This is a genomic window from Cellulomonas endometrii (genome assembly GCF_949769265.1).
GTDB classification, from domain to species: Bacteria; Actinomycetota; Actinomycetes; order Actinomycetales; family Cellulomonadaceae; genus Cellulomonas; species Cellulomonas endometrii.
Genome location: NZ_CATKPC010000002.1, coordinates 362,356 through 381,528 on the forward strand (window position 1 = coordinate 362,356; position 19,173 = coordinate 381,528).

The following is a 19,173-nucleotide window of genomic DNA, read 5'->3' on the forward strand; positions in this document are numbered from 1 at the left end:
TCGGCGTCGGTGCGCGGCGGCTCGGTGCCCGGCGGCCCCGGGCGCGGTGAGGGGGGCCGGTGAACGACACGACGTGGGAGCTGGTGCGCACGTCGATCGGCCCGCTGCTCGAGGGCGCGATCCGCGGCACCATCCCGCTGACGATCATCTCGTTCGCCATCGGGCTGGTGATCGCGCTGCTGGTCGCCCTCGCGCGCCTGTCGCGGGTGCCGGTCGTGTCGTGGCTGGCGCGCGCGTACATCTCGGTGATCCGCGGGACGCCGCTGCTGGTGCAGCTGTTCCTGATCTTCTACGCGCTGCCGTCGATGGGCGTCGTCATCGACCCGTTCCCGTCGGCGATCATCGCGTTCTCGCTGAACGTCGGCGGGTACGCGGCCGAGACGATCCGGGCGGCGATCCTCTCCGTGCCGCGGGCGCAGTGGGAGGCGGCGTCGACGATCGGCCTCGGCCCCACGCTCACGCTGCGCCGCGTGGTGCTGCCGCAGGCGCTGCGGGTCTCGGTGCCGCCCCTGTCGAACACCTTCATCTCGCTGGTGAAGGACACCTCGCTGGCCTCGACGATCATGGTCACCGAGCTGCTCCGCAAGGCGCAGGAGATCGCGGCGCCGACGTACGAGTTCATGACCCTGTACTCGCTCGCCGCGGTGATCTACTGGCTGATCTGCCTGGTGCTGTCCGCCCTGCAGAGCCGCCTCGAACGGCGCCTCGACCGGTACGTGGCGACATGACGGAGGACGACGTGACCGACACCCACCCCCGCGGCCCGGCCCCGGCGCTGGTGCGGGTGCGCGCGCTGGCGAAGTCCTTCGGGGACAACCACGTGCTGCGCGACATCGACCTCGAGGTCGCGCAGGGCAGCGTCACCGTGATCATCGGCCCGTCCGGGTCCGGCAAGACCACCCTGCTGCGCTGCCTCAACGCCCTGGAGATCCCCGACGCGGGCACCGTCGAGGTCGCCGGCGTCACCCTGGACTTCGCGGCGCGGCACTCGCAGGCGGAGCGCCGCCGGCTGCGGGCGCAGTCGGGCATGGTGTTCCAGTCGCACGCGCTGTTCCCGCACCGCACGGCGCTCGAGAACCTCGTCGAGGGCCCCGTGCACGCGCAGCGCCGGCCCGTCGCCGAGGCCACGGCGGAGGCCACCGCGCTCCTGGAGAAGGTCGGGCTGGCGTCCAAGGCCGACGCGTACCCGCACGAGCTCTCCGGCGGTCAGCAGCAGCGCGTCGGCATCGCCCGGGCGCTCGCGCTGCGGCCGCAGCTGATCCTGTTCGACGAGCCGACCTCCGCGCTGGACCCGGAGACCGTCGGCGAGGTGCTGACCGTCATGCGGGACCTGGCCGCCGAGGGCTGGACGATGATCGTCGTCACCCACGAGATCCGGTTCGCGCAGCAGGTCGCCGACCACGTCGTGTTCATCGACAACGGCGTGGTCGTCGAGGAGGGCCCGCCGGCGGACGTGCTCGGCCGGCCGTCGCACGAGCGCACGCAGCAGTTCCTCCGCCGGATCCTGGACCCGATCTAGGCCCCCACTCAGGCCGCACCCACGTCCTGGACACCGCCGACCGGGCCCCGCACGACCCTCTAGGTTGGCGGGGTTCGACGACGCGAGACGAAGTGGCGGTGCAACGGTGCAGGGACAGCTCGACGCGGTGCTCGACCAGGTGCTGGCGCGCAACCCCGGGGAGCCGGAGTTCCACCAGGCGGTGCGCGAGGTGTTCGGCAGCCTCGGGCCGGTGCTGCGCCGCCACCCGCAGTACGTGGACGCCGCCGTGCTGGAGCGGCTGTGCGAGCCCGAGCGGCAGATCGTGTTCCGGGTCCCGTGGGTCGACGACGCCGGCCGGGTCCGCATCAACCGCGGCTTCCGCGTGCAGTTCAGCACCACGCTGGGGCCGTCGAAGGGCGGGCTGAGGTTCCACCCGTCGGTGAACCTCGGCATCGTGAAGTTCCTCGGGTTCGAGCAGATCTTCAAGAACTCGCTGACGGGCATGCCGATCGGCGGCGGCAAGGGCGGCTCGGACTTCGACCCGCGGGGCCGGTCCGACGCCGAGGTGATGCGGTTCTGCCAGTCGTTCATGACCGAGCTCGCCCGGCAGATCGGCGAGTACGTGGACGTGCCCGCCGGTGACATCGGCGTCGGCGGCCGGGAGATCGGCTACCTGTTCGGGCAGTACAAGCGCATGACGGGCCGGTACGAGTCGGGCGTGCTCACCGGCAAGGGCGTCACGTGGGGCGGGTCCCTGGTCCGCACGGAGGCGACCGGGTACGGCGCGGTGCTGTTCGCGCAGGAGATGCTGCGGACCGCCGGCCGGTCGTTCGACGGGCAGCGCGTCGTCGTCTCGGGATCGGGCAACGTCGCGCTCTACGCGATCGAGAAGGCGCAGCAGCTCGGCGCGCACGTCGTGGCGTGCTCGGACTCGCGGGGCTACGTGGTCGACGAGCAGGGCCTCGACCTCGCGCTGGTGCAGCAGGTGAAGACGGTGGAGCGCGGCTCGCTCGCCGCCTACGCCGAGCGGCGCGGGGGCGGCGCCCGCTACGTGCCCGGCCGGCGGGTGTGGGAGGTCGGCGGCACCGTCGCGCTGCCCTGCGCGACGCAGAACGAGCTCGACGCCGACGACGCCCGCTCCCTGATCGCCTCCGGCCTGGTCGCGGTGGCCGAGGGCGCGAACATGCCGACGACCCCCGGGGCCGTGACCCTGCTGCAGGAGGCGGGCGTGCTGTTCGGCCCCGGCAAGGCCGCGAACGCCGGCGGGGTCGCGACGTCCGCGCTGGAGATGCAGCAGAACGCGAGCCGCGACTCCTGGTCGTTCGACTACACCGAGGACCGGCTCGCCACGATCATGCGGGACATCCACGACCGGTGCGCCGCCACCGCGGACGAGTACGGGTCGCCGGGCGACTACGTGGTCGGCGCGAACATCGCCGGGTTCCTCAAGGTCGCCGACGCGATGCTGGCGCTGGGCGTCATCTAGCGGGCGCGCGGTCCGCCCGGGCGCGGGGTCACGACGAGCAGGTCGCCGACCTCGCACCCGAGCACGTCGCACACGGCGGTCAGGGTGGAGAACCGGATGGCCCGCGCCCGGTCGTTCTTCAGCACGGACAGGTTCACCACGGTCACGCCGACGAGCTCGGCCAGCCGCGTGAGCGTCATGCCGCGCTCCGCCAGCAGCTCGTCCAGCCGGCAGTGGATCCGTCCCGCGTCCTCCTCGGGCGGCACTAGACGAGGCCCTCGGTGTCGCGCTGCATCCGCTCGCCCGCCCGGAACACCGCGGCCAGCGCGCCGACCGCCATGGACGCGAGGATCGGGGTCCACGAGAACGTGACACGGGTCGCGTCGAGCACGGCCGGGTCCGCGACCAGCGCGAGCGTCCCGTTCGACGCCATCACCGAGAAGCCGAACCACGCGAGCCAGCCGACCGCGATCAGCAGCGAGATCGCCGTGATCAGTCGCGTCGTCGTGGGGGAGAAGAACCGGCCGGCCAGGATGTGGCGGCAGAGCAGCAGCACGCAGGCGGTGACCGCGATCGTGGCCAGCGGCGGGACGACGGCCGCCCCGAGGGCCGAGGCGTACGTCGCCACCGGCATGTCGGACACCGCGACGGACGCGACGTCGACGGTCGCCGGGACGGGGCCGCCGCCCGGCCCGATCGGCAGGGCCAGCGTCGCGCCCGTGAGGCGGACGTCGACGGGCACGTCCCGGTTCGGCAGCAGCCGGACGACGTCCGTCACCAGCGTCACGAGGTTCCACACGATGACGCCGGCGCCGACCAGCAGGACGGACCAGAGGTCCGTGGTGGTCGCGAACCGCGGCGGCGTGGTCTGCATGATGCTCCGATCATATCGACGGTCGATGCTATCGACTGACGATATGCCGAGCGGGTGACGGCTGTCGAGCGCCGCGGGACGTCGGCCGCGTCAGGACGCCTGGTGACCGGTCAGCGCACGCGGAACCGCTCCACGAGCGCGTCCATCACGCCGTCCAGCCGGGCGTCGACCTGCCGGCGCGCGGGGTCGGCGTCGTGCCACGCGACGATCTCCCGGGCGCCCTGCTCGAACGGGATCGTCGCCTCGAAGCCCGGGACGACGCGGCGCAGCTTCGTGGTGTCGAAGACCATCGAGTGCGCCTTGTCGCCGAGCAGCCCGGCGCCCCACTCGGGGTCGGCGGCGGCGATGGCGTCCGACGGGACGTGCACGATGCGGGGCTCGACGCCGGCGGCGGTCGCCAGCGCCCGGACGATCTGGTCCCACGTGAGGACGTCGTCCGACGTGATGTGGAAGGCCTCGCCGAGCGTGCGGGGGTGGCCGAGCAGCGGGACGAAGCCGCGCGCGAAGTCCTCGTGGTGGGTGAGCGTCCACAGCGAGGTCCCGTCGCCGTGCACGACGACCTCCGTGCCGCGGCGCATCCGCTCGACCGCGGTCCAGCCGCCGTCGAGGGGGGTGAGCGTGCGGTCGTAGGTGTGGGACGGGCGCACGACGGTCGCCGGGAAGCCGGTGTCGCGGTACGCGCGGACCAGCAGGTCCTCGCAGGCGATCTTGTCCCGCGAGTACCGCCAGTGCGGGTTGCGCAGCGGCGTCGACTCGGTGACGGGCAGCCGCTCCGGCGGGGTCTGGTACGCCGAGGCCGAGCTGATGAACACGTACTGCCCCGTGCGGCCGGCGAACAGGTCGACGTCGGTCGCGACGTGCTCGGGCGTGAACGCCACCCAGTCCACGACGGCGTCGAACTCCCGGTCGCCGAGCGCCGCGCGGACGGAGTCCGGGTCGCGCACGTCGGCCTGCACGAGCTCCGCGCCGTCGGGGAGCGGTCGCGTGCTGCTCGACCCGCGGTTCAGCACGGTGACGTCGAGGCCGCGCTCGACGGCCAGCCGGGTCGAGGCGGAGCTGATGACGCCGGTGCCGCCGATGAACAGGACGCGAAGGCTCATCCCCGCACGCTAGCCCGCGGGGCCGGCCCCCGCGCGGACACCGCCGGTCAGACGAGCCCGAGCTGCGCGAACGCCGGGACCAGCCCGTGCGCCCCGGGGCCGGCGGCCACGTGGTCGGCGACGGCGAGCAGCCGCGGGTCGGCGCCCTCGATGGCCACGGCGGTGCCGGCGTGCTCCAGCATCTCCAGGTCGTTGAGCCCGTCCCCGAACGCCACGACGTCGTCGCGCGTCAGCCCCAGGTGCGCGGTGACGACCTCGATGCCGACGGCCTTGTGCACCTCGGCGAGCTGGATCTCCCCGGCGACGTCGCCCATCGCGGAGATCGAGCTGGGCAGGATCGTGATGGCGTCCCCGATCTCCGCGGCGATCACCGTCGTCGGCACGCGGGCGTCGAAGTAGGTGACCTTGGCGAACGAGTCGGCGGCCGGGTCGTCGGACATGGTGAGCGCCTGCAGGATGTCCAGCGGGCCGCGCTCGTGCGGGTCGCGCAGGTGCGGCGCGAGCAGCTCGTGCAGGCGGACGTCGACCCCGCGGCGGCCGTACAGGGCCTCCGGGGCCTCGAGCAGGTACGCCGCGTCGTGCCGGTCCAGCACCTCCACCACCCGTGCGGCGAGGTCGGCCGGGAACCGGACGTCGGCGAGCACCCGGCCGTCGAGCTCGACGTAGCCGCCGGCCGAGGCGACGATCCCGTCGAACCCGGCCTCCAGGATCCGCGGGGGGAGCATCGCCCGGGGGCGGCCGGTGCACAGCAGCACCCGGTTCCCGGCGGCCCGGGCGGCCCGGACGACCGCGACGTGCGCCTCCGGGACGATGCCGTGGTCGGCGTAGGTGCCGTCCACGTCGAGGAAGATGACCCTGCCCTGCGGTGCGTGCGCCGTGTCCACGGCCACGATCCTCCCCGACGCGGGCCCCGGGCACCTCATCGCGTCGCGCAGTGCGCGCAGTCCGAGGACCGAAGTCCCATCAGACACGCCGCCGGCTGCCGATCGGAGGACCGGGTGGCATGCGCTTCCCCGAGACGCCCGACCTGCTCCGAGAGGGACACCTGTGCTCCGACCGACCCGGATCCTGCTGCGCGACGGCGAGTCCCGCGCCCTGCTGCGGGCCGTCGACCTGCGTGGCCACACCGTCCGGATCGAGGGGACGGCGGCGAGCCTGCGCGTCGAGGACGCCACCACCGACTCGCTGCTGGTCGACGCCCCGATGGCCCAGCTGGAGCTGATCGACGGCGAGGCGATCCACTACACGGGTGCCGGGCGGATCCTCGACTCGCGCGAGCTCCGCTACCTGCGCATCACGCTGGAGTTCTCGGAGGCGTCGGCCCGGCCGCTGCCCCGCGCGACCCGCTGAGCGCGCTCGTGCCGCCGGGTGACGGCGGGCGCCAGCACCGCGAACGCACCGGCGAGCGCCGCGACGCCGACCATCGCGCCGCGCAGCCCCACGACGTCCGCGAGGGCGCCGACGTACACCGGCCCGAGCACGAACCCCAGGTAGGCGGTGGTCGCGACGGCGGACGTCGCCCGCCCGCGGCGGTCCGCCGGCACGTCGCGGGTGGCCCGGCTGAGCAGCGTCGGGAACAGCACCGACGTGCCGACGGCCGCGAGGGCGAGCCCGCCGAGGGCCACGGGCAGGTCCCGGGCGGCGGCGACCACGAGCGTCCCGGCCGCGGCGACCACGGCGCCGCCGACCAGCAGCGCCCCGGTCGGCACGCGGGTGAACGCCCCGGCCGCGAACCGGGTCAGCGCCGCGAAGACGGCGAACGTCGCCGGCGCGATCGCCGTCAGCCCCGGCGCGGCGCCGAGCTCGTCCGCCAGGAAGATCGCGCTCCAGCTCTGGTGCGCGTTCTCGGCGGCGAACCCCAGCGCGCCGACGAGGCCGATCACCACGAAGGGGAGCAGGAGCCGGGCGCCGTCGCGGCGGCGTCCTCCCGGCGGCGCCGACGGCGCGTGCGGGCCGTCCCCGGTGGCGAGCACGACGGCGCCCGCGACGACCATGAGCGCGCCGGCCGCGGCGAACACCGGCACGACGCCCGCCCCCGCGGCCCGCAGCGCGCCGGTGCCGAGGCTGCCGATCACGACGAAGGACGAGAACACGGCGTGCGAGAGCGTGATGACCCGGCCGCCTGAGCGCTGCTCTGCGAGGCCCGCGAGCGCGTTCCCCGCGACGTCCGCGGCCCCGGAGGCCGCGCCGACGAGCGCCATCCCGATCGCCAGGGTCGGCAGGTCCCGCGCGCACCAGGCGGTGAGCACGCCCGCGACCGCGAGGGCGCACAGCAGCGGCCCGGCGGTGCGGGCGCCGAACCGGTCGACCGCCCGGCCGGTCAGCAGCATCGCGGGCAGCGCACCCAGGCCGACGAACAGCAGCGCGGTGCCCAGCGCGGCGTCGTCGACCCCGGCGGCGTCCCGCAGCCCCGGGAGGGCGGCGCCCCACGTCCCCCAGAACAGGCCGAAGGCGGCGAAGGCGGTGTGCGAGGCGGTCGTCGTGCGCATCTGTGTAACGGTACACAGGTAGGCTGCTCGCGTGAAGCCCGGACGCGTGACGATGCGGCAGGTGGCCGCGGAGGCCGGCGTCGCGGTGATGACCGTCAGCTACACCTACACGCGCCCGCAGCGCGTCGCCGCGCCGACCCGGGCCCGCGTGCTCGAGGCCGCCGAGCGCCTCGGCTACCGCGGGCCCGACCCGGTGGCGCGGTCGCTGCGCAGCGGCTCGACCGGGAACCTCGGCGTCGTGCTCGGGGAGCACCTCACCTACGCGTTCGAGGACCCGCAGGCCGCCCGGTTCCTCGCCGGGGTGTCGAAGGTGTGCGTCGAGCACCGGCTCGGGCTGGTGCTGATCCCGAGCACCGGCGAACCCGACGACGTCGACCGGGTGCGCGAGGCGGCCGTCGACGGGTTCGTGCTGTGGACCACGGCCGACGACGACCCGGTCCTCGACGCCGTCGCCGCGACCGGCCGGCCGGCCGCGATCCAGGGCGGGCCGCCGTCGCCGGGCGTCCAGGTGGTGACCGCCGACGACCGGGCGGCCGCGCGGGCGATGGCGCGGCACATGTTGGCCGGCGCGCGGTCCCCGCTCGTGCTCTCGCAGCCGCTGGACCGGGACCGCTGGTCGGGCCTGCTGCGCGGGCCCGCGACGGACGTGCCGTTCCCGGTCACCCGCGCCCGGCTCACCGGCTACCGAGAGGCGGTGGAGGAGTCCGGCCGGGACTGGGCCGGCGTCCCGGTCGCCGTCGTGGCGCGGCACTCGCGCGAGGACGGGCGCGTGGCCGTGGCGGCGGCGCGCGACGAGGTGCGGCCGGACGTGGTGATCGCGATGAGCGACCAGCTCGCGGCGGGGGCGCTCGACGCGCTCGGTGCGTCGGTCCGGGTGAGCGGGTGGGACGACAGCGACCTCGCGGCCGCGCTCGGGTTCCCGAGCGTGCGGCAGTCGCTGTTCGACCAGGGCGTGGCGTGCGCGCGGGTCGCGGCCGGGCTCGACGCCGAGGTCGGGCCGGCGGCCTGGGGGCTGGCGCTGCGCGGGCCGGGGGACTGAGCGGGCCGGATCAGGACGTCGCCACGGCGTCCAGCCGGAACCCGTGCGCCCGCAGCCGGTCGGCGAGCACGTCCCCGAGCGCCGTCGCCGGCGTCAGCGAGCCCGCGCGGTCCGGGAGGGCGTCGCCGTCGAGGGCCAGCGCCAGCGCGGCCTGGCCGAGCATCACGGACGTCGCCGCGTACCCCGGGTCGCCGGACGCCTGCACCCGCGCGGCGTAGGTCCGCCCGCTCGTCGTCGTGGCGAGGAACCGGTGCCGGAACCACCCGGCGCGCCGGGTGTGCTCGCCGGGCCCGTCGCCGGCCGCCGGCAGCAGCCGCCCGGCCAGCGCCCGCGTCGGGGGCAGCGCGAGGGCGGCGCCACCCAGCGCGGTCGCCGCGGTGACGGCCAGCGCCGTGGCCAGCCCCGCGGGCCCGCGCCCGGCGTCCACGTGCTCCGCGTACCGCAGCTCCCGCCCGTACGCCCAGCCGGTCAGGGCGTTCGACCGGCGGACGACCTTCGTGTTGAACGGCGCCATGACGAACGGCGCGACCCAGCGCCCGCGGAGGCGGCGCGGCGGCGCGAACGGCGACGGCTGCGCGCCGGCGGGTTCGGCGTCCCGGTCGGGGGACAGCGCGTAGGGGTCGGCGTGCAACCGCCGCACCCGCGGGTCGGTGCGGGCCGCGTCGACCTCCCCGAGCAGCGAGGCGATCGTCCCGCCGGACACCCCGCCGCGGGCGACGGCCAGCGCGTGCACGTCCACGAGGCCGCCGGCGTCGTCGGCCGTCGCGGCGCGGTGCAGCAGGTGCACGCCCAGGTCGGACGGCACGGAGTCGTACCCGCAGGCGTGCACGAGGCGGGCACCGGTCGCGCGGCCGCGCGCGTCGGCGGCGTCGATCGCCGCCCGCACGAAGCCGAGCTCGCCCGTGAGGTCGGCGTAGTGCGTCCCGGCGGCCGCGCACGCCTCGACCACCGGCAGGCCGTGCCGCGCGTACGGGCCGACCGTCGTCGCCAGCGCCCTGGTGGCGGCGACCACCCGGTCGAGCGCCGGGCGGTCCTCGACGTCGACCACCAGCAGCGGCCACCCGGCCGCGCGCTCCGGCAGGCCCGCCCGCACCGCGGCGAGGCGCTCGCGGTCCCGCCCCGCCAGGGCGATGCGGGCCCCCGGGGGCGCCGACGCCGCGAGGTGCGCCGCGGTCAGCGCCCCGACGAAGCTCGTGGCGCCCAGCAGGACCAGGTCGTGCTCGCGGTCGGTCATGCGGGCACGGTAGGCACGCGCGGGCGCTCCTGCCCGGCGGGCGGCCCACCCGGGCCGGCTCGCGGGCCGGTCCGCGGGCGTCAGGGCGCGGACCGGCGGGTCCGTCGGCGGCGCACCGCGCGGACGACCAGCGCGACGGCTGCGGCGCCGAGCAGGACGCCGACGAGCTGCAGGCCGGGCGAGTCGTCGGCCTCGCCGGCGACGACGGCAGCCGCCCCGGTGGCGAGCGCGAGCACGGCGAGCACGTACGGCACGGCGGTCCCTCCTGTCGGGCCGTCCGCGGGCGCGGCCGACCGCTATCGACTGTCGCGCGCCATCTATCGTTTGTCAATAGGCGCCGTTGGTGTCCGGCGCGGTGTCGGGCCACTCCGGGCCCGAACCCCGCGCGCGCGTCGGCGCCCGTGCTCAGACCAGCGTGCGGTCGCGCCCGACGCCCGGGAGGGCGCGCGCCCCCGCGAGCCCGACCAGCACCCCCAGGGCGATCGCCACCATCGTCGCGGCGGTCGTCACGAGCGTCGGCACCCCGCCGGAGTCGCCGTCGAGCAGGGACGTGACCCCGACCAGCCCGAGCGCACCGGGCACCAGCATCCAGAACGCCGGCAGGAACGAGACGAGCGGCGACGGGCCGGACGGGAACCGCGCGACGGCCAGGGCGACCGGCGTCATCGCGAGCGCCCCGACGAACGCGGACAGCACCCCGCCGAGCAGGGCGTCGCCGACCACCTGCGCGCCGTACGCGACGGCCAGGACGAGCACCACCCAGCCGATCGTCCGCGGGCGGCCGCACCGGAACACGACGGTCCCGACCCCGAACAGCACGACGCCCGCCCACGGAGCGAGCGGCCCCAGCGGCTGCCCCGAGGCGGTGAGGTCGAGCACGGGCACGCCCACGAGCGCCGCGCCCGCCACGATCCCGCCGGCGAGCAGGACCAGCTGCATGGTCCCGGCGGCGACCCGCCCCGCGCCGGACAGCATCTGCCCGGTGGCGAGCTCGATCACGCCGGTGGTCAGCAGCCCGCCCGGCAGGAACAGCACGAGCGGGGCGACGATCGCCGGCAGCACCCCGAGGTCCGGCACCGCGCGCGCGAGCAGCAGGACGACGGTCGAGACGGCGAACGACGCGGCGACCGTGAGGACGACCTCGACCGTGGTGGAGACCGCCGGCGACGCCAGCTGCGCGGAGCCGACCGCGAGACCCAGGGCCGCGACGACCAGCAGGTCGACCCACGAGGCCCCGAGCAGGGCGGCGATGCCGACGGACAGCAGCAGGTACCCGCCCAGCCGGGCGAGCGTCCCGAACGGCGGGGTGACCGCGCGCAGCAGGGCGATCCGCCCGGTGACCCCGCGGGGGTCGGCGTCGGGCGTCGTCGCCTCGTCGAGCAGGTCCGCCAGCGCGTCCAGCTGGTGCAGGAGCAGCGGCCGGCGCCCGGTCCCGGTCACCGCGGTCTGCACGGTCTCGGCGTGCGGCACGGACACGATCAGCGCGGTCGGCAGCACGACCGTCTCCGCGCCGCGCACTCCGTGGGCGGCGGCGACCTGCGCGAGGGTGTCCTCGGCGGACGACACGGTGTGGCCGGCGTCGATCATCGCCTCGCCGGCGGTGACCATGAGGCGGAGCACGTCCTCGGGGGCGGCGTCCGGCGGGCCGTCGTCGGCGGCCCGGGCCTCGGCCGGCACGGTGACGGCGGCGGTGGCGCGGGCCCGGCGCGCGCTCAGGAGCGCGACGCCGACCGCCCCCGCGACCACGACGCCGAGCGCGGCGAGCAGCTGGCCCCAGGGCGTGGAGCTGGTCGCCAGGGCGGGCGCGGTGGGTGGGCGGCGGGTCGTGGCCGGGTCGTCGTCCACCGGGTCGTCCGGGGCGGGCGTCACGCTCGTCGGGCTGGGGGAGGGCGGGCTCGGCCGCGTCGTGGCGGTCGTCGACGGCTCGGCGCTGGGCGCGGGCACGGGCGCGGGGGCCGTGGCGGTCGGGACCGGCTGCTCGGGCGACGCGCTCGGAGCGGGGGTCGGCGTGGCGCCGGGTCGCGCGGGGCTCGGGGACGCCGAGGGCGCGGGAACGGCGGCCGCGCCCGGGCCGACCGGGGCGGTGCCGGCCGCGGCCCCGAGCGTCCCGAGCACCCCGGTCATCCCGATCAGCAGGGTGACGAGGGCCGCCGCAGGCCCGTGTCGTCGCATGCGTCCGGCTCCCCGAGGTGGTCGTCCCGCGCCCGGGTGGAGGGGCGCGACCGCCTCCACGGTAGCGGGGTGCAGCAGCGTCGTCGGTGCCGCCCGGTGCCGCCCGGTGCCGCTCAGTGCCGCTCAGTCGTCCGCGGGCGAGGGGTCCGGGATCTCGTGCGGGCGGTACGCGGGCAGCCGGGAGGCCGGCAGGATCGCCAGCGCGCTCAGCCCGGCGAGGACCAGCAGGCCGAGCTTCAGGCTGCTCAGGCGGGCGTCGACGTTGATCTGCACGGCCGCGTCGACCTGCTCGGGCGTGGCGTCGGTGTCCTCGAGGACCTCGCGGAGCCGGTCGTTGCTGACGAAGTTCACCTCGTCCAGGTCCACCTGCGCGACGACCTCCGCGGGGAGCTCGACGCTGCGCGCGACGGCCTGGCCGACGTTGAGGCCGAGGATCGTCACGAGCAGCGCGCCGGCGAACGCGGTCCCGACGGCCGACGCGAGGTTCTGGGTGGTCCCGCGGACCGAGCCGACGTCGCCGGCGAGCTCCTTGGGCGCCGCGGTGACCAGCACGTTGAACACCAGCGTGACGAGCGCCCCCTGCCCGATGCCGAACACGATGAGCCCCGCGATCGTCGGCAGCGTCTCCCAGTCGTTCGTGACGACGAACGCCAGCCACATCAGGGCGACGGTGGTGAGGACGAACGAGAACACGCCGATCGTGCGGGGCGGGAACCGCCGGTAGAACCGCACGACCAGTGTCGCGGTGACGAACACCGTGAGGTTGAACGGCATCATCGCGAGCGAGGTGTCGAACGGCGAGCGGCCCTGCACGATCTGGATGTACAGCGGCACGGTGAAGTTCAGCGCGGCCTCCAGAGCCACCACGACGAACATGGCGTAGACCGCGGCCCGCTCCCGGGACGAGCCCAGCACGGAGAGGCTCACCAGCGGGACGCCGCCCGCCCGGGTCCGGCGGCGGGTCCACACGAAGAACCCCTGCCCCAGCACGATCCCCAGCAGCACGAGCACGGGCGCGGGCGACAGCCCCAGCACGTCGAACGGCGCCCCCGCCCCGGCGAGCACCACGCCCCAGGAGTTCAGGTTGTTGAACCCGAGGGTCAGCAGGACCACCGCCGTGCCGATGAGCACCGCCCCGACGACGTCGATGGTGACCTGCCGGTCGCCGCGGTCGGACCGGAGCCGGAAGCTCAGCGCGAAGACCACCACGGCCAGGCCCAGCACGATCGCGAACACGGGCCGCCAGCCGACGAGGGTGCCGAGCGCCCCGCCGATGAAGAACGCGCTCATGCCGGAGACGGCGCGCGCCGACCCGAGCGACCCGATCGCGGTGGCCTGCTGGGGGCCGTGGTAGTTCTCGGCGATGAGCGCGACGAGCGACGGCACGATGATCGCGGCGCACGCCCCGGCGAGCGCCTGGGCGACGATCACCCAGGTCACCGACTGCGCGGTGATCATCAGCAGCGCCGACACCGCGAACAGCGCGACGACGACGCGGAACGCCGTGATCCAGCCGACGCGCTGGCCGATCTTGGCGCCCACCATGACCAGCGCGGCCACCGCGAGGCCGTACATGACGATCGCGGTGCTGACGGCGGTGGGCGGGACGCCGAAGTCCTCGACCATGCCGCCCAGCGAGACGGGCAGCGCCGCCACGTTGAACGACATGAGGACCTGGGCCAGGAACAGCCCGACCATCGGGACCCAGGACGCCTTCGCCGCCCCGGCCTGCGGTCCGGCGGGGTGCTGCGCGGTGGTGGTCATCGGGGCGTGCCTCCTGCTCGGGGGTGGACCGCTGAGGCGAAGACGTTCAGGCCGAGCACCCGGGACAGGTGGGCGGTCGCGCGCTGTCCCCGGACGCTGTTGCCGGCGCGGTCGAGGCGCGGCGCGTACGTCCCGATGCCCGCCTTGCCCGGCGCGACGGTGACGATGCCGCCGGCGACCCCGGACTTGCCGGGCAGGCCGATCTCGAAGAGCCACTCACCCGAGCGCTCGTACAGGCCGGTGGCGGCGAGCACCGCGAGGGTGTCCCGGCACACCTGGGCCGAGACGACGCGCTCCCCGGTCACCGGGTTGACGCCGCCGTCGGCGAGCGTGGCGCCCATGACCGCCAGGTCGCGCGCCGTGACGCGCAGGCTGCACTGGCGCGTGTAGATGTCGACGACGGCGAGGGGGTCCACCTCGATCCGGCCGTAGCTCTCGAGCAGCTGCGCCAGCGCGCGGTTGCGGCCGTTGGTGCGGGACTCCGACGCGTACACCTCGTCGTCGAGCTCCAGCGTCCGGCCGGCGAACCGGGAGAGCCCGTCGTGGACCGCCGCCCACTGCGCCGCGGGCGTGCCGCCGTCGACCAGCGCGGTCGTGGCGAGCGCGCCGGCGTTCACCATGGGGTTCATGGGGTGGCCGGCGTTCAGCTCGACCGCGATGACCGAGTTGAACGACAGGCCGGTGTTGTTCACGCCCACCCGCTCCCGGACGGCGACGTGCCCGAGGCGCTCGCAGACCAGGGCGTACACGAAGGCCTTCGAGATCGACTGGATCGAGAACTCGACCTCCGCGTCGCCCGCCGTGTGCAGGCCGCCGTCGACCTCCGCCACGCAGACGCCGAACAGCTCGGGGTCGGCCGCCGCGAGCGCCGGGATGTAGTCCGCGACGGTCCCGTCCGCGTCGGCGAGGCCGCGCGTGTGCGCCTCCAGCACGAGCTCGTCCACCCGCGCCCAGCCGGGCAGCGACCCGGTGGAGACCGCCTGCGCCACCGCGTCCGGGTACGGGTCCATGCGCGCCCTCCCCCCGGAGCCGGTGAACCTCGCCGCCACGCTAGCGCGGCCCGCGGATCATGGGGAGGGGTGCGGGGCCGTCACCTGCGCTGTCGGTGGCCCGTGGTCAGTCGCTCGTGGGCGCCGCGCCGCGGGCGTCGGCGTAGGCCCGCAGCACGTCGGCCGGGATCCGGCCGCGCTCGCTGACCTGCATGCCGTTCTCGAGTGCCCACGCCCGGATGGCGGAGTGCGGCCGCGAGAGGTCCGGGTTCCGCCGGCGCGTGGGCGTGCGTCCGACGGCCAGGAACGGCTCGACCGCCTCGCGCAGCCGGCGCGCGTTCTCGGCGGAGAGGTCCACCACGACGGCCCGGTCGTCGAGGGCCAGCACGTGCGTGACGACCGCGGGCGTGCCGTCGAGGTCGTCGACGAGCGCGATGCTCGTGCTGCGTGCCATGCCCGGGCCCCCCGTCCGTCGTCGTAGCAGGGCGACGCCCCGCCGACCTGCTCGTGCGACCACGACGCTAGGGCGGTCGGCACCACTCACCCGGGCCCCGCAACCACCTACGCAGCGGGGACCGGCGGAGATGCCCGGAGCGGTGGGTACCCAGCGACCCGGTTGAGTGGTGCGTGCGGCTGCGCCTTCGGTGAGCCCGCGGATCAACTATTGACTTTCGATAGATGACCATCGACCATCGATGGAGTGAGCATGCCGGGCGTCGGGGAGTGGGAGGTGCTGCTCGGTGGCGCCCCGTGGGGCCTGCTCGCGCTGTACGCGCTGGCGGCCGTGGACGGCGTCCTCCCGCCGGTGCCGAGCGAGGGCGCCGTCATCGCGCTCGCGGCGCTCGGGGCGTCCGGCGGCGGACCCGACCTCTGGCTCGTCGGGGCGGTCGCCGCGGCCGGCGCGCTCACCGGCGACCTGGTCGCCTACGCCCTGGGCCGCCAGGTCCCGGCCGGGCGGCTGCAGGCCCTGCGGTGGCGGGGGTGGGGCGGGCGGTCTGCTGGGCGGAGGGTGCGCTGGCCGAGCGCGGCGCGGCGGTGGTGCTCGGGGCGCGGTTCCTGCCCGGGGTCCGGTGGCGGTGAACGTCACCGCCGGTGCCGTCGGGTGCCCCCGGGTCCGGTTCGCGGGCCTCGCGGCGGTCGGCGCCGTGGCGTGGGCGGTGTGCGCCGTGCTGCTCGGGGTGGGAGCCGGCCGGCTGCTCGCGGGGCAGCACCCGGTGCTGCGCGTGGCGGCGGGGGTGGTCGTCGGCGCCGTGCTGGGGGTGGCGCTGGACCGGGTGCTCCGGTGGCGCGGGGCGCGACGGGCCTCGTCCCGCGAGGCGGCGCGCGGGGTGCCGGATGGTGCGGCGGGCGGTGCGGCGGACGTCTGAGCACCCGCAGCCGTCGGCCCGCGCCCGGGCAGTCGCAGCTCCGGGCGCGGGCGCGGCTGGGGAGGTGCGGTCAGCCGCCGATCTTGTCGTCGGCGGTCTTCTCGGCCTTGTCGATCTTGTCGCCGCCCTTGCCGCCCGTCTTGGAGTCGGCGGCGTCGCCGGCCTTCTCGATGCCGGCGTCGCTGGCCTTCTCCTTCATGTCGTCCAGGCCCATGTCGGTCCTCCTCGTCGCGCGGGTCCGGGACAGGCGACCCTGCCCCGCTCCCCAGTGTCGGCGCCGACCGGCGGACGTGCGACCGGGGCGGGCGGCGCCGCCGGCGGGCTCAGTCGAGCAGGCCGACGATGTACCCGACGAACAGCAGCAGCACGACGACGACCACCGCGCCGAGCAGGGCGTACACCAGCCAGTTGGTGCGGCGGCTCGGCAGGTCGGGCTCCTGGAAGGCGGCGCCGGACGTGCTCGACTCGCCGGGCGGGGTGTCACCGGGGGCGACGCCGCCGCCGGGCTCGAGGCCGGGGGTGTTCGAGGGGTCCGGGTCCGGGGAGGTGGTCATGCGGACACGGTAGGCACGCGGGCCCGGGGCGGCGACCGGTGCGCACCGCGCCGACCGGGCCTACGGTGGGAGCACGCAACCGCGTCGTGACGAGGGGGTCATCATGTCGGACAGCGAGACCGGTGCGGTCACCGGGACGGCGGACAAGGACTACAACCTGATCTGGTTCGCGGAGGCGTGCCTGAGCAACGTCCTGCGCCTGGAGCAGTACGTGCAGGACGCGGACCGGGCGGGCGACTCCGAGCTCGCGGACTTCTTCCGCCGGGCGCAGGCGGAGAGCCGCAAGGGGGCGGAGCAGTCGAAGGCGATGCTGGCCCGCCGCCTGCAGGGGTGAGCCGCAGCGCCGGCTACAGGGCGCTGCTCAGCTCGTACCGGTCCCCGCGGTAGACCGACACCGTGTACTCCACGAGCCGCCCGCGCCACGTCGACGTGCGCACGAGGTGCAGCACGGCGGCGCCGGCGGGCAGGTCGAGGTGCCCGGCGTCGCCGGGGTCGACCAGCCGGGCGGTGATCGTCTGGCGCCCGCCGTCGAACACGACCCCGTACCGGTCGGACAGCACCGAGTAGAGCGACCGGTTCGTCAGGTCGACGTCGACCAGGCCCGGCACGACGTCGGCGTTGAGGTGGACGCGCTCGATCGCGACGGGCTGGTCGTCGGCGGTGCGCAGCCGCACGATCTGCAGGACCTGGTGCCCGCGCGGGACGTCCAGGTTGCTGCTGAGCCAGTCGTCGGCGGGGACCACCCCGCCGTCGAGCGTCCGCGCGCCCGAGGTGTACCCGCGCTGCTGCATGTCGTTCGTGAAGGACGTCAGCTGGATGGGCAGGCGGATGGTCGGCTCGTTGACGAACGAGCCGCGCCCGGGCACCCGCTTGATCCGGCCCTCGACGACCAGCTCGCCGAGCGCGCGGCGGGCCGTCATCCGGGACACGTCGAGCCCGTCGGCCAACTCGCGCTCCGACGGCACCGGGTCCCCGGGGGAGAGCCGGTCGATGTGGTCGACCAGGACGGCCTTGAGCCACGCGTACTTCGCCACCGACGGCGGCGGCGAGCCCACGAGGTCGCGGGTCAGAGCGGTCACGGCTGTCCTTCCAGGTGCGCCCGGCGGACGCGCGTCCGCCGGTCCGGCCATTGTGCAGGCCCGGTGGGGCTCAGATGACGGGCACGAGGGCCCGGTAGAGCTCCTGCAGCCGCGCGTTGTGGTCCTCCGGCCCGGTGGTGTTCGCGCTGCGCCACGTCGGCAGGTCCGGTGCGGCGTCGAGCGCCGCGACGAGCACGAGGTTCCAGCACAGCGTGTTCGCCAAGGACGACAGGGGGGCGGTGCGGGGGCCGTCCTCCGGCCACGTCACGTCCCCCGGCGGCACGCAGGTGTCGAGCACGACGTCGGCCAGGTCGGCGAGCCGCCGGCCCTCGCGCAGCGGCGCGGCCGCCGACGCGGGGCGCGAGGTCACCGCGATGACGCGGGCGCCCACCGACCGCGCGTGCGCGGCGATCTCGACCGGGTAGAAGTTGACGCCGGAGGTGGAGAACACGACCACCGCGTCGCCGGCCTGCATCCCCGAGTCCCGGGCGACCTGCGCGCCGAGCCCCGGCCGGCGCTCCGCGGCGGTGGACCGGGCGGCGCCGTTGAGCGGCAGGACGTCGGGGTGCCACAGCGGGTTGACGAAGGGCAGGCCCCCGGCGCGGAAGAACATCTCCAGCACGCCGGCCAGCGAGTGCCCCGCGCCGGCGCCGTGCAGCACCCGGCCCGCGCGGGCGACGCCCACGACGACGTCGGCGGCCTGCCGCGCGGCCTCCACGTTCGCGTCGACGACCGTGCGGACGTGGCGCGCGACGTCGGCGCCGTGGCTCGCGATCGCGTCAGACACCGGCCACCGCCTCGGTGAGCAGCTCGCCCAGCCGGTCGACCGACCCCGCCTCGCGGAGCCGCGCCGCGAGGCCGCCGCCCAGCGCGCCGGCCAGCGACCGCAGCATGTCGAGGTGCGCGCCGGGGCCCACGGTCGCGAACGCGAACACCAGGTCGACCGGGTCGTTCGCGGGGTGCCCGAACGCGACCGGCGCGCCGAGGCGCACCACGGACACCCCCACGCCGGTCGCGCCCTGCTCCGGCCGCGCGTGGGCCAGGGCCAGCCCGGGCGCCAGCACGATGTACGGGCCGCGCTCCTGGACGGAGTCGACGCACGCGGTGACGTACTCGTCGGTCGCGACCCCCAGGTCGACCAGCAGGCCGCCCGCGGTCCGGACGCCCGCCGCCCAGTCGTCGACCGCGTCGACGTGCACCGCGCGGGTGGGGACGGTGCTCACAGCCACCCCGCCTCCTCCAGCGCCGGGCGGAGCTTCGCCTCGAGCGCGGCGTCGTCGACGAAGTCGTCGACCACCACGTTGACGGGGGCGAGCCCCTCCAGGTCGCCCATGTGCATGCCCTGGCCGACCAGGACGTCGGGGGACATGCTCTTGGCGGCGGACAGGTCGGTGTTGTCGACGTGGGCGTCGATGCCCAGCCGGCTGAAGACCGTCTCGCAGGTCATGCGCAGGATGAGGCTGGTGCCCATGCCGAGGCCGCAGACGGCCAGGACGGTGAGCGGTTCGGGACGCTGGCTCATGTCGGTGCTCCTTCGGGGACGTGCGGGGGGTTCAGGGGACCCACG

At 75.8% G+C, this 19,173-nt stretch carries 24 protein-coding genes; 7 read left to right on the forward strand and 17 right to left on the reverse strand.

The annotated features are described in order from the left end of the window. Positions 1 to 59: 59 nt before the first annotated feature. From QNH85_RS04080 to gdhA, 3 genes are all read left to right on the forward strand, one after another. A complete protein-coding gene (locus QNH85_RS04080) occupies positions 60 to 728 on the forward strand; it encodes an amino acid ABC transporter permease (protein ID WP_282944823.1) in 669 nt (222 codons plus the stop codon). Beyond that, entirely contained in the window at positions 725 to 1,519 is a 795-nt protein-coding gene (locus QNH85_RS04085) for an amino acid ABC transporter ATP-binding protein (RefSeq protein WP_282944824.1), read from the forward strand. The genes QNH85_RS04080 and QNH85_RS04085 overlap by 4 nt, the downstream gene beginning before the upstream one ends. Before the next feature lie 106 nt (positions 1,520 to 1,625). After that, the gene (gene gdhA / locus QNH85_RS04090; protein ID WP_282944826.1) at positions 1,626 to 2,966 is read left to right on the forward strand and encodes an NADP-specific glutamate dehydrogenase; all 1,341 of its coding nucleotides are present in this window, start codon (positions 1,626 to 1,628) and stop codon (positions 2,964 to 2,966) included. Here gdhA and QNH85_RS04095 read toward each other — a convergent pair. From QNH85_RS04095 to QNH85_RS04110, 4 genes are all read right to left on the reverse strand, one after another. Continuing rightward, positions 2,963 to 3,211 carry a helix-turn-helix domain-containing protein gene (locus QNH85_RS04095; protein WP_282944828.1) on the reverse strand — a complete coding sequence of 83 codons (249 nt, stop codon included), beginning with the start codon at positions 3,209 to 3,211 and terminating at the stop codon, positions 2,963 to 2,965. The two genes, gdhA and QNH85_RS04095, sit on opposite strands and share 4 nt — an antisense overlap. Continuing rightward, positions 3,211 to 3,819 carry a hypothetical protein gene (locus tag QNH85_RS04100; protein WP_282944829.1) on the reverse strand — a complete coding sequence of 203 codons (609 nt, stop codon included), beginning with the start codon at positions 3,817 to 3,819 and terminating at the stop codon, positions 3,211 to 3,213. Before QNH85_RS04100 ends, QNH85_RS04095 begins: the two co-directional genes overlap by 1 nt. 110 nt (positions 3,820 to 3,929) lie before the next feature. After that, complete coding sequence (locus QNH85_RS04105; RefSeq protein WP_282944830.1) at positions 3,930 to 4,919, reverse strand: SDR family oxidoreductase; 990 nt, start codon at positions 4,917 to 4,919, stop codon at positions 3,930 to 3,932. A gap of 47 nt (positions 4,920 to 4,966) precedes the next feature. Then, positions 4,967 to 5,803 (reverse strand): HAD hydrolase family protein, encoded by an 837-nt coding sequence (locus tag QNH85_RS04110; RefSeq protein WP_282944831.1) that lies wholly within the window; start codon positions 5,801 to 5,803, stop codon positions 4,967 to 4,969. Positions 5,804 to 5,966: 163 nt separating this feature from the next. Here QNH85_RS04110 and QNH85_RS04115 point away from each other — a divergent pair, with 163 nt between their 5' ends. Then, on the forward strand, positions 5,967 to 6,269 hold the full coding sequence (locus QNH85_RS04115; RefSeq protein WP_282944832.1) for a hypothetical protein: 303 nt from the start codon (positions 5,967 to 5,969) through the stop codon (positions 6,267 to 6,269). Here the strand turns inward: QNH85_RS04115 and QNH85_RS04120 are convergent. Then, positions 6,203 to 7,408: an MFS transporter gene (locus tag QNH85_RS04120; RefSeq protein WP_282944833.1), complete on the reverse strand. Its 1,206-nt coding sequence runs from the start codon at positions 7,406 to 7,408 to the stop codon at positions 6,203 to 6,205. The genes QNH85_RS04115 and QNH85_RS04120 overlap by 67 nt on opposite strands. Before the next feature lie 31 nt (positions 7,409 to 7,439). On the opposite strand from QNH85_RS04120, the gene QNH85_RS04125 reads away from it, so the two are divergent. Then, positions 7,440 to 8,447, forward strand: a complete 1,008-nt coding sequence (locus QNH85_RS04125) for a LacI family DNA-binding transcriptional regulator (RefSeq protein ID WP_282944834.1) — start codon at positions 7,440 to 7,442, stop codon at positions 8,445 to 8,447. 10 nt (positions 8,448 to 8,457) lie between these two features. Here QNH85_RS04125 and QNH85_RS04130 read toward each other — a convergent pair whose 3' ends face one another. The 6 genes from QNH85_RS04130 to QNH85_RS04155 form a co-directional block, all read right to left on the reverse strand. Next, on the reverse strand, positions 8,458 to 9,681 hold the full coding sequence (locus QNH85_RS04130; protein WP_282944836.1) for a saccharopine dehydrogenase family protein: 1,224 nt from the start codon (positions 9,679 to 9,681) through the stop codon (positions 8,458 to 8,460). 80 nt (positions 9,682 to 9,761) lie between these two features. Then, entirely contained in the window at positions 9,762 to 9,935 is a 174-nt protein-coding gene (locus QNH85_RS04135; protein WP_282944838.1) for a hypothetical protein, read from the reverse strand. A gap of 151 nt (positions 9,936 to 10,086) precedes the next feature. Continuing rightward, positions 10,087 to 11,853, reverse strand: coding sequence for a threonine/serine exporter family protein (locus QNH85_RS04140; RefSeq protein WP_282944839.1), 1,767 nt, complete (start codon positions 11,851 to 11,853; stop codon positions 10,087 to 10,089). Positions 11,854 to 11,976: 123 nt separating this feature from the next. Further along, positions 11,977 to 13,617 (reverse strand): MFS transporter, encoded by a 1,641-nt coding sequence (locus QNH85_RS04145; RefSeq protein ID WP_282944840.1) that lies wholly within the window; start codon positions 13,615 to 13,617, stop codon positions 11,977 to 11,979. After that, positions 13,614 to 14,627 carry a glutaminase A gene (gene glsA, locus QNH85_RS04150; RefSeq protein WP_282944842.1) on the reverse strand — a complete coding sequence of 338 codons (1,014 nt, stop codon included), beginning with the start codon at positions 14,625 to 14,627 and terminating at the stop codon, positions 13,614 to 13,616. Before glsA ends, QNH85_RS04145 begins: the two co-directional genes overlap by 4 nt. A 106-nt stretch (positions 14,628 to 14,733) precedes the next feature. Beyond that, a complete protein-coding gene (locus QNH85_RS04155; protein WP_282944843.1) occupies positions 14,734 to 15,060 on the reverse strand; it encodes a histone-like nucleoid-structuring protein Lsr2 in 327 nt (108 codons plus the stop codon). Positions 15,061 to 15,682: 622 nt separating this feature from the next. Here QNH85_RS04155 and QNH85_RS04160 point away from each other — a divergent pair. After that, on the forward strand, positions 15,683 to 15,973 hold the full coding sequence (locus QNH85_RS04160; protein ID WP_282944844.1) for a hypothetical protein: 291 nt from the start codon (positions 15,683 to 15,685) through the stop codon (positions 15,971 to 15,973). A gap of 70 nt (positions 15,974 to 16,043) precedes the next feature. Here the strand turns inward: QNH85_RS04160 and QNH85_RS04165 are convergent, their stop codons facing one another. Next, complete coding sequence (locus QNH85_RS04165; RefSeq protein WP_213283394.1) at positions 16,044 to 16,187, reverse strand: Rv0909 family putative TA system antitoxin; 144 nt, start codon at positions 16,185 to 16,187, stop codon at positions 16,044 to 16,046. Positions 16,188 to 16,296: 109 nt separating this feature from the next. Further along, positions 16,297 to 16,527: a DUF6480 family protein gene (locus tag QNH85_RS04170; RefSeq protein ID WP_213283393.1), complete on the reverse strand. Its 231-nt coding sequence runs from the start codon at positions 16,525 to 16,527 to the stop codon at positions 16,297 to 16,299. A 103-nt stretch (positions 16,528 to 16,630) separates the two neighbouring features. On the opposite strand from QNH85_RS04170, the gene QNH85_RS04175 reads away from it, so the two are divergent. Then, a complete protein-coding gene (locus QNH85_RS04175) occupies positions 16,631 to 16,861 on the forward strand; it encodes a hypothetical protein (RefSeq protein WP_282944850.1) in 231 nt (76 codons plus the stop codon). A 13-nt stretch (positions 16,862 to 16,874) separates the two neighbouring features. On the opposite strand, the gene QNH85_RS04180 is transcribed toward QNH85_RS04175, so the two are convergent. The 4 genes from QNH85_RS04180 to QNH85_RS04195 form a co-directional block, all read right to left on the reverse strand. Continuing rightward, complete coding sequence (locus QNH85_RS04180; protein WP_282944852.1) at positions 16,875 to 17,606, reverse strand: GntR family transcriptional regulator; 732 nt, start codon at positions 17,604 to 17,606, stop codon at positions 16,875 to 16,877. Positions 17,607 to 17,676: 70 nt separating this feature from the next. Further along, positions 17,677 to 18,393, reverse strand: coding sequence for a sugar isomerase domain-containing protein (locus QNH85_RS04185; protein ID WP_282944853.1), 717 nt, complete (start codon positions 18,391 to 18,393; stop codon positions 17,677 to 17,679). Beyond that, positions 18,386 to 18,829, reverse strand: coding sequence for a PTS sugar transporter subunit IIA (locus QNH85_RS04190; RefSeq protein WP_282944854.1), 444 nt, complete (start codon positions 18,827 to 18,829; stop codon positions 18,386 to 18,388). The genes QNH85_RS04185 and QNH85_RS04190 overlap by 8 nt, the downstream gene beginning before the upstream one ends. After that, on the reverse strand, positions 18,826 to 19,128 hold the full coding sequence (locus QNH85_RS04195) for a PTS sugar transporter subunit IIB (RefSeq protein ID WP_282944856.1): 303 nt from the start codon (positions 19,126 to 19,128) through the stop codon (positions 18,826 to 18,828). The genes QNH85_RS04190 and QNH85_RS04195 overlap by 4 nt, the downstream gene beginning before the upstream one ends. Positions 19,129 to 19,173: the final 45 nt, after the last annotated feature.